This is a genomic window from Mycobacterium sp. 155, assembly GCF_000373905.1.
Classification (GTDB): domain Bacteria; phylum Actinomycetota; class Actinomycetes; order Mycobacteriales; family Mycobacteriaceae; genus Mycobacterium.
Genome location: NZ_KB892705.1, coordinates 2,983,553 through 2,997,877, shown reverse-complemented (window position 1 = coordinate 2,997,877; position 14,325 = coordinate 2,983,553). Strand labels below are relative to the sequence as shown.

General features: G+C 66.4%; 10 protein-coding genes. 7 read left to right on the top strand and 3 right to left on the bottom strand.

Features of this window, described 5'->3' with window-relative positions; translation table 11 throughout:
• The first annotated feature begins 5 nt into the window (after window positions 1-5).
• A complete protein-coding gene (locus tag B133_RS0114295) occupies window positions 6-566 on the top strand; it encodes a chromate transporter (RefSeq protein ID WP_018602010.1) in 561 nt (186 codons plus the stop codon).
• A 58-nt stretch (window positions 567-624) separates the two neighbouring features.
• Here B133_RS0114295 and B133_RS0114290 read toward each other — a convergent pair whose 3' ends face one another.
• Window positions 625-1,920, bottom strand: a complete 1,296-nt coding sequence (locus B133_RS0114290; RefSeq protein WP_026255815.1) for an ISL3 family transposase — start codon at window positions 1,918-1,920, stop codon at window positions 625-627.
• Window positions 1,921-2,152: 232 nt separating this feature from the next.
• Here B133_RS0114290 and B133_RS0114285 point away from each other — a divergent pair, with 232 nt between their 5' ends.
• Entirely contained in the window at window positions 2,153-3,964 is a 1,812-nt protein-coding gene (locus B133_RS0114285; RefSeq protein ID WP_018602008.1) for an ABC transporter ATP-binding protein, read from the top strand.
• Window positions 3,961-5,790: an ABC transporter ATP-binding protein gene (locus B133_RS0114280; RefSeq protein ID WP_018602006.1), complete on the top strand. Its 1,830-nt coding sequence runs from the start codon at window positions 3,961-3,963 to the stop codon at window positions 5,788-5,790. Before B133_RS0114285 ends, B133_RS0114280 begins: the two co-directional genes overlap by 4 nt.
• Before the next feature lie 6 nt (window positions 5,791-5,796).
• Here the strand turns inward: B133_RS0114280 and B133_RS0114275 are convergent, their stop codons facing one another.
• Entirely contained in the window at window positions 5,797-6,480 is a 684-nt protein-coding gene (locus tag B133_RS0114275; protein ID WP_198291072.1) for a hypothetical protein, read from the bottom strand.
• Between the two features lie 268 nt (window positions 6,481-6,748).
• Window positions 6,749-8,215: a carboxyl transferase domain-containing protein gene (locus tag B133_RS0114270; RefSeq protein WP_026256435.1), complete on the bottom strand. Its 1,467-nt coding sequence runs from the start codon at window positions 8,213-8,215 to the stop codon at window positions 6,749-6,751.
• An 87-nt stretch (window positions 8,216-8,302) separates the two neighbouring features.
• On the opposite strand from B133_RS0114270, the gene B133_RS0114265 reads away from it, so the two are divergent.
• The 4 genes from B133_RS0114265 to B133_RS0114250 all read left to right on the top strand — a co-directional run bounded on the left by B133_RS0114265 (window position 8,303) and on the right by B133_RS0114250 (window position 14,294).
• Window positions 8,303-9,037: an enoyl-CoA hydratase gene (locus tag B133_RS0114265; RefSeq protein ID WP_018602000.1), complete on the top strand. Its 735-nt coding sequence runs from the start codon at window positions 8,303-8,305 to the stop codon at window positions 9,035-9,037.
• A gap of 1 nt (window position 9,038) precedes the next feature.
• Window positions 9,039-10,172, top strand: coding sequence for an MBL fold metallo-hydrolase (locus tag B133_RS0114260; protein WP_018601998.1), 1,134 nt, complete (start codon window positions 9,039-9,041; stop codon window positions 10,170-10,172).
• A 47-nt stretch (window positions 10,173-10,219) separates the two neighbouring features.
• Entirely contained in the window at window positions 10,220-11,791 is a 1,572-nt protein-coding gene (locus tag B133_RS0114255) for a serine hydrolase (RefSeq protein ID WP_026256434.1), read from the top strand.
• Between the two features lie 136 nt (window positions 11,792-11,927).
• Window positions 11,928-14,294, top strand: coding sequence for a cation-translocating P-type ATPase (locus B133_RS0114250; protein ID WP_198291071.1), 2,367 nt, complete (start codon window positions 11,928-11,930; stop codon window positions 14,292-14,294).
• The last annotated feature ends 31 nt before the right edge of the window (window positions 14,295-14,325 follow it).

The window sequence follows — 14,325 nt, the reverse complement described above, 5'->3', positions numbered from 1 at the left end:
GTGGCGTGAATACCCACGCGTTGGCTACGTATGCGCAGCTGATCGGGCTGTTCGGCATGCTGTCGTTGCTGTCCATCGGCGGCGGCAACGTGGTTCTGCCGGAGATGCACATGCACGCCGTCAACGGCAGGCACTGGCTCACCAACGGCCAGTTCGCGGACCTCTTCTCGATTTCCCAGACCGCGCCGGGGCCGAGCATCCTGATCGTGTCGATGGTCGGCTACGGGGCCGGCCTGCAGGCAGCCGGGATTCCCGGCGCGATCATCGGCGGCGTCCTCTCGATGGCGGCGATGGTGCTTCCCGCCGCCACGTTCGTCTACGTCGTCACGCTGTTCTGGCAGAAGGCCGAGCGATCCAAGCTGCGCCGGGCCGTCGAGAAGGGCTTCGCGCCCTTGACGGTTGGGCTGATCCTGGCCACGTCGCTGGTTATGAGCCGGGCCGCCGACCACGACTGGCGGGCCTACAGCATCACGGCGGTGTGCACCGCAGTGTTCCTGCTCACCAAGATCAATCCTCTTGTCGTGGTCGCCGCGGCCGGGGTGATCGGGTATTTCGGTTTCATCTGAGCCGCGTCCGGGAAGTCGTTGACCTCATCAATTGTGGCTCTTGTGACGTATCTGTGGGTCATTGACGGCCGGGTAGGGCTGGTCGGTGTCCTCCGAGGGTGAGCATGGCTAGGGCGATCAGGGGTTCGGGGGTGGCGAAGCCGAAGGCTATGCGGGTGAGGAGTCGGATCTTGGTGTTGGCCGATTCGATGAGCCCGTTGGATAGTCCGTGTTCGATGGAGGCCAGGATCTGCCTGCGGTGGCGGGTGATGCGTTGTTGCAGCAAGACGAATGCTTCGATGCGGCAGCGCCGCGCCCAGGAGACCCATTTGTCGAGTGCTTCGGCGGCCTCGTCCACGGACAGTTTGAAGATCGTGCGTAGGGCTTCTTTGAGCAGGTAGGCACGGTAGAGCCGAGGGTCGGTCTTGGCGATCCATTCCAGTTTCGCCTGTTGCCGCTCGCTCAGGTTCTCCGGGTTCTTCCACAGCGCAAACCTGGTGCGCTTCAAGGCTTTCGCTTCTCCGGTGGCCACGGTGACACGCCGGCCAGCGACCCACCCGTGGCGCTGGGTGTGACCTGCTCGTCGGGCAGCGTTCCACGCCTGGCGACGCACCTCATCGAGTGCCTCGTTGGCCCAGCCGACAACATGAAACGGGTCAGCGCAGCGGATCGCGCCGGGGCAGCGATCGGCGACCACGTCGGCGATCCATTCGGCCCCGTCGGCGCTGACATGGGTGATCCGAGCGCACCGACCTGCACCGGAGGCTTCCAGGGAATCGAAGAAGGCGCGCACGGTCGCCCGATCGCGGCCGGTGTTGGCCCACACCAGCCGGCCGCTGTCATGGTCGACCACGATGGTCAGGTACTTGTGGTGGCGTTTGTAGGAGATCTCATCGATCCCGATCCGGGTCAGGTCGGCGAATGCGTCGATCCCGGCGGCGGTATCGGCCCACACCCGCGCGATGATCGATCCGACGGTGCGCCAAGCGATCCGCATCAGCTCGGTGATCGCTCGTTTGGAGCAGTGGGTAGCCAACCAGGCCACCTGCTGATCGAATGCGCGGGTGTGCCCGGCGCCGTGCCGAGCCCACGGGACCTGACACACCGTCGGCCCGTGGGTAGCACAGTCGACTCGCGGAATATCGGCTTCCAGGAACACCTCGATGGTGCCCATGTCCAGGGCGCGCCAGCGCCGCCGGCCCTGACCGCGGTCGTACCAGCGGGCCCGCGCACCGCAGGTTCCGCACCGCCCCCGGGCTGCTCGACGGGGCCGCACATGGGCCACAACCACCTGCGCTGCCTCATCGAACTCGACGTCGTCGATCACCGTGTTCTGGACGCACAACACCGCACGCCATAAGCTGGCATTCCGCACGCCGTTCTCCGTTCTATGAGTTTTTGACCTTCGACAAGCCAAAAACCTAGACCGAGAACGGCGTCCGGCCATTCAGGCGCAATCAACCACCCACAGATACGTCACAAGAGCCTCAATTGTTGAGGTTTTACGGTGAGGGTCATGAGTGTGGGAACGGTGATGTTCTTCATCTGATCGGCCGCTCAGCAGCGTGCGATAAATCGATTGCAACAGATGGGAAAATTGGGGACTAGTGGCTGAATCCGTAGCAGATGCTCTTCGTTCCGCGCCGGCGATCGCTGACCGACCGGCGCGGATTCGCGGCAGCTCGGATCTGTGGCGATTGCTGCCGTATCTCCTGCCATATCGCACACGCTGGATCGGGATGCTCGTGGTCGCGGTGGTCAGCCTGGGTACCACGGTGGCGATCCCACTGATGACCAAGGCCGTGATCGACGGCCCGGTGCGTCACCAGGATCAGCACGGCCTGTGGCTACTGGGCGCGGCCGCACTGGGTGTCGGTGTCTCCGAGGCCGTGTTGTGGTTCATCCGCCGCTGGCTCGTGGCGCGGGCCACCATGGGCATCGAGGCCGATATCCGCAAGGATCTCTACGCGCGGCTGCAGGTGCTGCCGATGAGTTTCCACGGTCGCTGGCAGTCCGGGCAGCTGTTGTCGCGGGTGATGAACGATCTGTCGACCATCCGCAGGTTCCTGTCGTTCGGGCTGGTGTTCCTGATCCTCAACGCGCTGCAGATCGTCGTGGTCACCGCGATTCTGCTGGCCATGTACTGGCCGCTGGGTGTCGTGGTACTGGTGTCGATCGTGCCGATCGCGGCCACCGTTCTCCATTTCGAACGCGAGTACACCCGGCTGTCGAGGCTTGCTCAAGACCAGACCGGCCATGTCGCAACGCATGTCGAGGAGTCGGCGTTGGGTATGCGCGTCGTGAAGTCGTTCGGCCGCGAGGACTACGCGTACGACCGGTTCGACGAGCAGGCCAGCCGGCTGCACGATACCCAGGTCGACCGGGTGACGGTATCGGCGAAATTCTGGACCCTGCTTGAGGTTATCCCCAACCTGACGCTCATCGTCGTGCTGGGGCTCGGTGCGTACGCTGCCGGTCACGGCTACGTCACCATGGGCACACTGGTCGCGTTCATCACGATGATGCTGTCGCTGGTGTGGCCCATCGCGTCGCTGGGGTTCTTGCTGTCGATGACCCAGGAATCGTTCACCGCAGCCAACCGGATCGCCGAGATCTTCGATGCGCCACGGGAGATCACCGATGGCCCGCACGACGTGGCACCGCACGGTGGCCGGCTCGAGCTGCGTGACGTCGGTTTTCGGTTCCCCGACAGCGACGCGTGGGTGCTGCGCCATGTCGACTTGACCGTCGAGCCGGGTGAGACGGTGGCGCTGGTCGGTTCGACCGGTTCGGGCAAGTCGGTGCTGGCCGCGCTGTTCTCCCGGCTCTACGACGTCACCGAGGGACAGATCCTTATCGACGGCAAGGACATTCGGGAGCTGAGCCTGCCCGCACTGCGCGCGACGGTGGCCACCGCGTTCGAAGATCCGACGCTGTTCTCCATGTCGGTGGCCGAGAACCTGCGGCTGGGGCATCCTCGGGCGACGAACGAGGAACTCGCGCAGGCCATCGACGTCGCGGCCGCGCAGTTCGTCTACGATCTGCCGTTCGGTCTCGACACCCGCATCGGCGAGCAGGGCATGACCCTGTCCGGTGGTCAGCGGCAACGGCTTTCGCTGGCCCGCGCGATCCTGGCCGGTCCCAAGATCCTGGTGCTCGACGACACGCTGTCGGCGCTCGACGTGCACACCGAGGCCGCGGTGACCGAGGCGCTGGGCCGCATCCTGCGGGACGTCACCGGCATTGTGGTTGCACACCGGGCGTCGACCGTGCTGCTGGCGGACAAGGTCGCGCTGCTGCAGAACGGCACCATCACGCACGTCGGCACGCACGCCGAACTGCTCGCCGAGGTGCCGCAGTATCGCTACCTGCTGGCCGCCGACGACGAGCCCGCGACGATCGGAGGTGGGAGTCGATGACTGCGGTCGAGACCGACGGCTGGCGCGGGCGCGTCAGGGACGACGCCGACGACGACCTGCCCATCGACGAGAGCGTCCCGCGCCGCCGCGAGGCCAGGGCATTGCTCGGCTCACTGCTGCGGCCCTACCGGTGGGCCGTCGCCGTGCTGGCACTCGTCGTTATCGTGGAAAACGTTGCGCGTCTTGCTGTCCCGCTGCTCGTGCAACGTGGTATCGACCGCGGCATCCCGCCCATCGTCGACGGCGGTTCGGCGCATGAGCTGATGGTCATCGTCGGCACCCTGTGCGCGGTAGTGGTGGTGCAGGCGGTCAGCCGGATGTTCTTCCTGCGCCGCTCCGGCCGCATCGGGCAGAAGGTGCTACTGGAATTGCGCCGTCGCGTGTTCCGGCATTTCCAGCGTCTCGATGTCGCGTTCCACGACCGCTACACGTCGGGCCGCGTGGTCAGTCGCTCGACCAATGATGTCGAGGCCATCCAGGACATGCTGGAGACCGGTTTCGACAGCCTGATCACCGCGGTGCTGACGCTGTTCGGAACGGCGATTCTGCTGGTGGCGCTGGACTGGCGGCTGGGTCTGATGTGCCTGGCGGCCTTCCCGATTCTGGTGGCGCTGGTGTGGTGGTTCCGCAACGAGTCGGCCAAGACCTACCGGCTGGTGCGGGAAAGCGCCGCACTGGTGATCGTGCAGTTCGTCGAGACCATGACGGGCATCAAGGCGGTACAGGCCTATCGCCGTGAGCCGCGCAACCAGGAGATCTTCTCCGACATCGCCGACGGATATCGCGCGATCAACGAGAAGACGTTCAAGCTGCTGGCGATCTTCATGCCTGGCGTCAAACTCGTCGGCAACATCACCACGGGCGTGGTGCTGCTCTACGGCGGTTCCCGGGTGCTGCACGACGATATGACGGTCGGCACGCTCGCGGCGTTCCTGCTGTACCTGCGGATGTTCTTCGAGCCGATGCAGGAGATCTCGCAGTTCTTCAACACCTTCCAGTCGGCCTCGTCGGCGCTGGAGAAGTTGGCCGGTGTACTGACCGAGCGTCCCGGCATCGCCGACCCGCAACATCCGGTGAAGCTGTCGAACATCAAGGGCAACATCGAGTTCCGCGATGTGACATTCGGCTATGCCCTCGGCCGGACGGTGCTGCCGGGGCTGAATGTCCGGGTGCCTGCCGGGCAGACGGTGGCTCTGGTGGGCACCACCGGTGCCGGCAAGACGACGATCGCCAAACTGATCGCGCGGTTCTACGATCCGACCTCGGGAGCAGTGACACTCGACGGTGTGGACCTGCGTGACCTGTCGCAGTCCGAACTACGCCGGCACATCGTGATGGTCACCCAGGAGAACTTCATGTTCGAGGGCACCGTGGCCGACAACATCCGGTTCGGCCGCCCCGATGCCACCGATGACGAGGTGCGGGCAGCTGCGATCGCGGTGGGCGCGGACCGGTTCATCGACGCACTGGCCGACGGGTATGACACCGACGTCGCCAAGCGCGGCGGCAGGCTCTCGGCGGGGCAACGGCAACTGGTGGCGTTCGCCCGGGCGTTCCTGGCCGATCCGGCGGTGCTGATCCTCGACGAGGCCACGTCATCACTCGACGTCCCCAGCGAGCGGATGGTGCAGCGGGCACTGGAAACCGTGCTCGCAGACCGCACCGCGCTGGTGATCGCCCACCGGTTGTCCACAGTGCAAATCGCCGACCGGGTGCTGGTGCTCGAACACGGACGCATCGTCGAGGACGGGCCGCCGTCCGAGCTCATCGAGCGCGACGGCCACTACGCCGAACTGCACCGCGCCTGGGTGGACTCGCTGGCCTGACGGCGCTCACGCTTCGAGTTCGCCGGCGATCCCACGTTCGATGGCTGCCCGGGCGGTGGCCGGCAGCACGAACAGACCGTCGAGCTCCCGGCGCGCCTTACTGTAGGCGTTCTGCCGCTCCTGGGGTGTGGCCGCCGCATCGGAGGCAAGTCTGAGCAGCTGCTGGGCGCGCGCCAGCCGCTCCTGATCCTCTGGGGAGAAATCGCTGCGCCGCCGCCGGATTGCCTCGGCCTCGGCGACTTCGAATGCCGAGGCGTACTCGTGCACAGCGTCGCGATACTCCAATTGGGCGTCACGGTCGCCGAGCATGTCCTCGAGTTTGTCGGGACGCAGCCACTCCGCGCGGCTGCGCGTCTTGTGAAAGGCGATGGTCAGCGGCTCACGCATATCGGTCATGAGCGGGAAATCCAGCAGCTTGGCGATGTCCATCTCGTAGTCCAGCCACCGGGCATTGGTGCAGTCGTGCTGTTCGAGCAGCTTCTTGAGTTCCCGCTGCGCGGCCGAGTCCGACATCTTGGCGCTACCTGCGGCGCGCGCCAGCTCGATCTTGGTCTGCTGCTTGATGCGGTAGCGCTCCAGACGACGCTCGGCCCGGCGTTCGTTGGCGGCGGCGACCGCTTTGATCCCACCGCCGATCGCGCCGCCGAGCGGAAAGATCAGCCACCAGAAGTTCCCGGCGAACTGCAGCATCGGCTCCACCACCCCAGGATGCCATCGGGACAGGGGATGGGCGTCGCCCTCACGTAACGCCAGGGCGGAACATCCGCGCAAACCCCGCCACCAAGTTACGAGCGCGAACCTCGGCGTCAGGCGCGATATACCCTGCGGGGCGCTGTGACGAGTGTGTAGGTTCCGGTGGCGACAGGCCAAAAACGCCTCGACAAGCTACACACTCGCCACAGCGGCCGGCGCAGCACATCACCGACTCAACGCGTTTTGATCGACCGAGCTTTCACGGTCAACCGGGCAATCCGATCCGGCGGTAGCGGTGCAGGCGCATGCCGATCCGCTCGGCGTCGGGCATGGTGCGCAGCCGGTGCAGTTCACCGGCGATGGTCGCCGACAGCCGTGCGGTGAATTCCGTCGGTTCGTCGGCGGCGTCCGGCCGCTCGGCCACGATGGCGTCGACGATCCCGTTGTGTAACAGATCCGTGGACCGGATGCCTTGTGCGGCAGACAGTTCCGGGGCATGTGCGGTATCGCGGAACACGATCGCGCTGGCCCCCTCGGGTGGCAGCGGGGCCAGCCAGCCGTTGGCGGCGGCCAGCACTCGGTCGGCGGGCACCATCGCCAGCGCCGGCCCGCCACTGCCCTGGCCCAGCAGCACCGACACCGTCGGCACTTCCAGCGTCACCAATTCGGCCAGGCAGCGGGCGATCTCGCCGGCGAGGCCGCCCTGCTCCGCCTCGGCCGACAAGGCCGGGCCCGCGGTGTCGATCATCGACACCAGCGGCAGGCGCAAGCCGGCGGCCAGCGCCATGCCGCGCCGGGCCTCGCGCAGCGCCGCCGGACCGACCATGCCGATGCGCTGCTGGCCGAGCACCACGGCGGGCTGTCCGCCAAAGCGTGCCAGCGCCAACAACATCTGCCCCGAACCGCCACCCGTACCCGACAGCAGCACGCGATCCGTGGCACCGTGCTTCAGCACGTACTCGGCGCCGGGCCGGTCCGGTCGGCGTGACGCGGTCACCGAATCCCAGGCCGGCACGTCGGGCGGCGACGCCGGCGGCGGTTCGGGCGGTGGTGCCCCAGGGGAGTCGCACATCACCGTCAGGGTGCGGTGCAGCACCGCGCGCAGCGCCTCCACCGGCACCACGCCGTCGATGACGCCGTGCTGGAAGAGGTTCTCCGCGGTCTGCACGCCGGACGGGAATTTCTCGCCGTAGAGCTGCTCGTACACCCGGGGACCGAGGAACCCGATCAGCGCGCCGGGCGCGGCGGCGGTGACGTGACCCAGTGATCCCCACGACGCGAACACCCCGCCGGTGGTGGGATGGCGCAGGTAGACGATGTAGGGCAGATGGGCCCGCTTGTGCAGCTCGACGGCGGCGGCGATCTTGACCATCTGCAGGAACGCGACGGTGCCCTCCTGCATCCGCGTGCCGCCCGAGCTCGGCGACGCCAGCAGCGGCAGCCCCTCAGCCGTCGCGCGGGCGACCGCCGCGGTGATCCGTTCAGCGGCGGCCACCCCGATCGACCCGGCCAGAAAGTCGAACTCGCAGGCCAGGACCGCGACGCGACGGCCGAACACCGTGCCCTCCCCGGTGATCACCGACTCGTCCAGGCCGGTCTTCTCCTGCGCTTGCGCCAATTCGCGCCGGTACTCGTCACTGGCGGCGGCCTCCAGCGGTGGCGCGTCCCAGCTGACGAACGAACCCTCGTCCAGCACGGCATCACGTAGCGCAAGGGCGCCGATACGACTCACAGCAGAAGGCTAACCTGACTGGCCAGCTGGTCAGCGGTGAGAACTGCGCAGACCGGCGACCTCGAAGTACATGGTTAGGCTGGCGACATGATTGGTGTCACCCGAGACGGCAATGTCCTGACTCTGGAGTTACAACGTCAAGAGCGGCGCAACGCGCTGAACTGTGAACTCGTCGACAGCCTGCGCGAAGCGGTCGAAAGCGCGGCCGGCGAGGATGTCCGCGCGATCGTGCTGACCGGCCAGGGCCCGGTGTTCAGCTCCGGTGCTGATCTGACCGACGCGACGGGTATGGCCGAGAAGCTGCCCGACAAGGCCCTGGCTCTGAACCTCGCGATCGACAAGACGCCGGTTCCGGTCATCGGCGCCATCAACGGCCCGGCGATCGGCGCCGGGGTGATCCTGTCCATGATCTGCGATCTGCGGGTGGTGGACGCCTCCGCGTACTTCCAGTTTCCCGTCGCCAAATACGGCCTGGCTCTTGATAACTGGAGCATCCGCCGACTGACTTCGCTGGTCGGCCACGGCCGGGCCCGCGGCATGCTGCTGGCCGCCGAGAAGCTCACGGCCGAAGCGGCACTGCAGACCGGCATGGCCAACCGCATCGGCACGCTCGTCGACGCGCAGAAGTGGGCCGCCGAGATCGCCGGCTTTGCGCCGCTGGCCCTGCAGCATGCCAAACGGGTGCTCAACGATGACGGTGCCTATGAAGAACAGTGGCCTGAGCACAAGGAACTGTTCGACAAGGCGTGGTCCAGCGGCGACGTCATCGAGGCGCAGGTGGCGCGGATGCAGAAGCGGCCACCGAACTTCACCGGGGCCTGAGGTGTTGCGCGCTGCGCTGCGATTCGGGGTCCGGTCCACCTCGCTGCTTGCCGGTGGTTGGTTGTTGCGTGCGCTGAGCGGCACGGCAGCTGCTGTGGGCGCCGGCCAGCGGGAGATCCGGCCGGTGGTCCAGCGGTCCCCGCAGTACACCGGCGGGGTCTTCGTCAACATCGAACCGGCGTCGCCGGGCATCAGCATGGACCGCGAGGTGCGGCGTCTGCTGATCAGCGAGATGTTCGGCTCCCGCCGCGGACGCGAGGAGCAATATGGCCGGGGCGCTAGCTGGCCGGTCGGCCCGATCCCGCTGGCCGAACCGGTCGATGGGCCGGCGGGGGAGTGCGCGGTGTCGTGGTATGGCCATTCCAGTGCGCTGGTCGAGGTCGACGGGTACCGGGTGCTGGCCGATCCGATCTGGAGTCGCCGCTGCTCACCGTCGCGGGTCGTCGGGCCGCAACGGCTGCACGAACCGCCCCTGGCGCTGGATGAACTGCCCGCGATCGACGCGGTGCTGATCAGCCATGACCACTACGACCATCTCGACATCGACACTGTCATCGGGCTGGCCCGGACCCAGCGGGCACCGTTCGTGGTGCCGCTGGGGATCGGCGTGCATCTGCGCAAGTGGGGTATCCCGGAGCCGCGCATCGTCGAGCTGGATTGGAACGAAAGCCACCGCATCGGTGAGCTGACCCTGGTGTGCACGCCGGCTCGACACTTCTCCGGGCGGACGTTGCGCCGCAACACCACGCTGTGGGCGTCGTGGGCGATCGTCGGGCCGCGCCACCGCGCATTCTTCGGCGGAGATACCGGCTACACCAAGAGTTTTGCCGAGATCGGTGCGGACCACGGACCCTTCAATCTGACGCTGCTGCCGATCGGGGCCTATCACCCGGCATGGCCGGATATCCACATGAACCCGGAGGAGGCGGTGCGCGCTCACCTGGACTTCACGGAGTCCGGGCTGCTGGTGCCGATCCACTGGGCAACGTTCCGGTTGGCGCCGCATCCGTGGGCCGAGCCGGTGCAGCGGTTGCTGGCTGCCGCGGACCCGGCGGGTATCCAGGTTGCCGTACCGCGGCCGGGACAGCGGGTCGATCACCAGTCGCCCACACTGGACCCGTGGTGGCAGCTGTAGCGCCATTGGCCCGAATACCCGCAGGATTGCGGGCATACTCGCGTGCTGTGAACACCGTTCGTTCCTTCGCCGGCCTTGTGCTGGGGCTGGCCCTGTTGACCGGCTGCACCGGGCCGTCCGAACCTGCGCGGCAACTCAGTGAGCTGCCGCCACCGCTGGTGCCGGCGTTACCGCTGCCCGATGACGCTGTGGCGAAAGCGGTGGACAAACTCGACGGTATCGCCACCGAGCTCATGCGTTCGTCCGGTATCCCCGGGTTGGCAGTTGCTGTGGTGCACGGTGGAAAAACCGTGTATGCCAAGGGCTTCGGTGTACGTGACGTGCGCAACGGCGACGGTCCGGACAATCGGGTCGACGCCGATACGGTGTTCCAGCTGGCGTCGCTGTCCAAATCGCTGTCGGCCACGGTCGTCGCCCACCAAGTCGGGACTGGGGCGATCGGCTGGGACACCCCGATCGTCTCGAAACTGCCGTGGTTTGCGCTTTCCGATCCGACCACCACCGGCCTGGTCACCGTCGGTGATCTGTTCGCGCACCGGTCCGGGCTGCCCGACCACGCCGGGGACAAGCTCGAAGACCTGGGCTACGACCGACGTGAGGTGATCGGCCGGTTGCGCATGCTGCCCTTGGAGCCGTTCCGGATCTCGTACGCCTACACCAACTTCGGTTTCACCGCCGCTGCCGAGGCGGTCGCCACCGGCGCAGGCAGGAGCTGGGAGGATCTGTCGCAGGACGTGCTCTACCGTCCGCTGGGGATGAACGCGACGAGTTCGCGCTTCGCCGACTATGCCGCCCGGCCGGACCGCGCCGTCGGCCACATCCGGATCGGTGATCGCTACGAGCCGCGGTACGTGCGCGACGCCGACGCGCAATCCCCGGCCGGCGGGGTCAGCTCATCGCTCAACGACGTGGCCCGCTGGCTGAGGATGGTGCTGGCTGACGGCAACTTCGACGGACGCCAGATCGTGGACCCCAAGGCGCTGTTGCCGGCAGTCACGCCGCAGGTGGTGTCCGCCCGGGCCACCGAACCGGCGATGCGGTCGGGTTTCTACGGCTATGGATTCAATGTCGGCTCGACCTCGGCGGCCCGCATGCAGCTCAGCCATTCCGGAGCGTTCGATCTCGGAGCGGCCACCAACTTCCTCATCATTCCGTCTGCCGATGTTGCGATCGTCGCGTTGACCAATGCCACTCCGACTGGCATCCCGGAGACCCTGACCGCAGAGTTCGCCGACCTCGTGCAGTTCGGTGAGGTACGTGAGGACTGGCGCACGCTCTACGCCAATGCGTTCGCGCCGATGGATGCGCCCGAGGGAGCCCTGGTGGGCAAGCGCCCACCGGCCAATCCGGCTCCCGCCAAACCTCTTTCGGCTTACACAGGCGTGTATCGCAACGACTATTGGGGGCCCGCCACCGTCACCGAGGTGGATGGCAAGTTGATGCTGGCGCTGGGTTCGAAGTTGTGGGTACCCCTCGGGCATTGGGATGGTGACGTCTTCACCTTCATGTTCGTCACCGAGAACGCCCCGCCGGGAACGGTTTCCAAGGCGACGTTCGCCGGTGACAAGCTGACACTTGAGTATTACGACGAGGACGGAATGGGGACTTTTTTCCGATGAGCCGCTTGCGCGAAGAGAATTGAGTACCGATGAGCCGCTTGCGCGAAGAGAATTGAGTACCGATGAGCCGCTTGCGCGAAGAGAGAAAGTGCCGATGAGCCCGTTGCGTGAGGAGAGTTCAGTACCGGTGACGACCATGACATCCGCCGGGCTGACCGATGCCGAAGTCGCCCAGCGGGTCGCCGAAGGCAAGACCAACGATGTGCCGACTCGTGCCGCGCGCAGCGTCTCGGACATCGTGCGGGCCAACGTCTTCACCCGCATCAACGCGATCCTGAGTGTGCTGTTCCTCATCGTGCTGTCGACCGGCTCGGTGATCAACGGGGCATTCGGGCTGCTGATCATCGCCAACAGCGCTATCGGCATCATCCAGGAGCTGCGGGCTAAGCAGACTCTGGACAAGCTGGCCATCGTCGGGCAGGCGAAACCCAAGGTGCGTAGGCAATCCGGCAGTGAGCCGCGGCTGCCCAGTGAGGTCGTGCTCGACGACGTCATCGAGCTGGGTCCGGGTGACCAGATCATCGTGGACGGTGAGGTCCTGGAGGAGTCCAGTCTCGAGATCGACGAGTCGTTGCTCACCGGCGAGGCCGATCCGATCGTCAAGCACGTCGGCGATGCCGTGATGTCCGGCAGTTTCGTGGTGGCAGGCGCCGGGGCCTACCGCGCCACGAAAGTCGGGCGCGAGGCCTATGCCGCCAAGCTTGCCGAAGAGGCCTCGAAGTTCACGTTGGTCAAATCCGAACTGCGTAACGGCATCAACAAGATCCTTCAGTTCATCACCTATCTTCTGGTGCCTGCCGGGCTGCTGACCATCTACACGCAACTGTTCACCACCCGGGCCGACTGGCATGACGCGGTACTGCGCATGGTCGGGGCGCTGGTGCCGATGGTGCCCGAAGGGCTGGTGCTGATGACGTCGATCGCGTTCGCGGTCGGGGTGGTGCGGCTGGGCCGCCGGCAGTGCTTGGTCAACGAGTTGCCCGCGATCGAGGGGCTGGCCCGGGTGGACGTGGTGTGCGCCGACAAGACCGGCACGTTGACCGAGAACGGCATGCGGGTCAGCGATCTGAAGACCCTTGAACAACAAAACGTGCCTGACGTGCTGGCCCAGCTCGCGGCCGACGATGCCAGGCCCAACGCCAGTATGGCCGCCATCGGCGAGGCGTATCGGATGCCGCCGGGGTGGACGGCCACCGCGACGGCGCCGTTCAAATCTGCGACCAAATGGAGCGGCGCGTCCTACGGTGAGCACGGCAACTGGGTGATCGGTGCGCCGGATGTATTGCTGGATCCGGCTTCTCCGGTGGCAGAAGAAGCCGAGCAGATCGGCGCGCAGGGACTGCGGGTGCTGCTGCTCGGCTCCTCCGACCTGCCGGTCGACGCGCCGCAGGCCCCGGGCGTCGTCACCCCGGTGGCTCTGGTGGTGCTGGAGCAGCGGGTGCGGCCCGACGCTCGCGACACACTGGAATACTTTGCCTCACAACATGTCACGGTCAAGGTAATCTCCGGGGACAACGCGGTGTCGGTGGGTGCGGTGGCCGCGAAGCTGGGGCTGCACGGGGAAACCCTGGATGCTCGCCGGCTGCCCGAGGAGCCCGAGGAGCTGGCCGACACGCTGGAGGAGTACACCACGTTCGGTCGGGTGCGGCCGGACCAGAAGCGCGCGATGGTGCATGCGCTGCAGTCGCGCGGACACAACGTCGCGATGACCGGCGACGGCGTCAACGACGTGCTCGCGCTCAAGGACGCCGACATCGGCGTCGCGATGGGGTCGGGCAGCCCGGCGTCGCGGGCTGTGGCGCAGATCGTGCTGCTGGACAACAAGTTCGCGACGCTGCCCTATGTGGTCGGCGAGGGTCGCCGCGTGATCGGCAATATCGAGCGGGTGTCGAATCTGTTCCTGACCAAGACCGTCTACTCGGTGCTGTTGGCCATCCTGGTGGCGTGTGCGGGGTTGTCGTCGCGGTTCTTCGGCACTGATCCGCTGTTGTTTCCGTTCCAGCCGATCCACGTCACCATCGCCGCCTGGTTCACCATTGGTATCCCGGCGTTCATCCTGTCGCTGGCACCGAATACCGAGCGGGCCCACCCGGGATTCGTGCGTCGCGTCATGACGGCGGCCTTGCCGTCGGGTCTGGTGGTGGGCACCACCACGTTTGTGTCCTATCTGATCGCGTATCAGGGCCGTGCGGCGAGTGAAACCGAACAGACGCAGGCCTCGACTGCCGCCCTGATCACGTTGCTGGTGTCATCGCTGTGGGTGCTGTCCGTGGTGGCAAGGCCCTACGAGTGGTGGCGAGTGGCTCTGGTCGTGGTGTCGGGTCTGGCCTATGTGGTGATCTTTTCCCTGCCGCTGGCCCAGCGTCTGTTCATGCTGGATCCTTCCAATCTCGCGGTGACCTCGGTTGCCCTTGGGATCGGCCTGATCGGTGCGGTGATCATCGAAGTGTTGTGGTGGGTGCAGGGCGCTGTGCTGGGTGAACGGCGGCGCTTGTGGAGATAGCTGAGACGCGGCAGACTGGCGGCGAAATGCG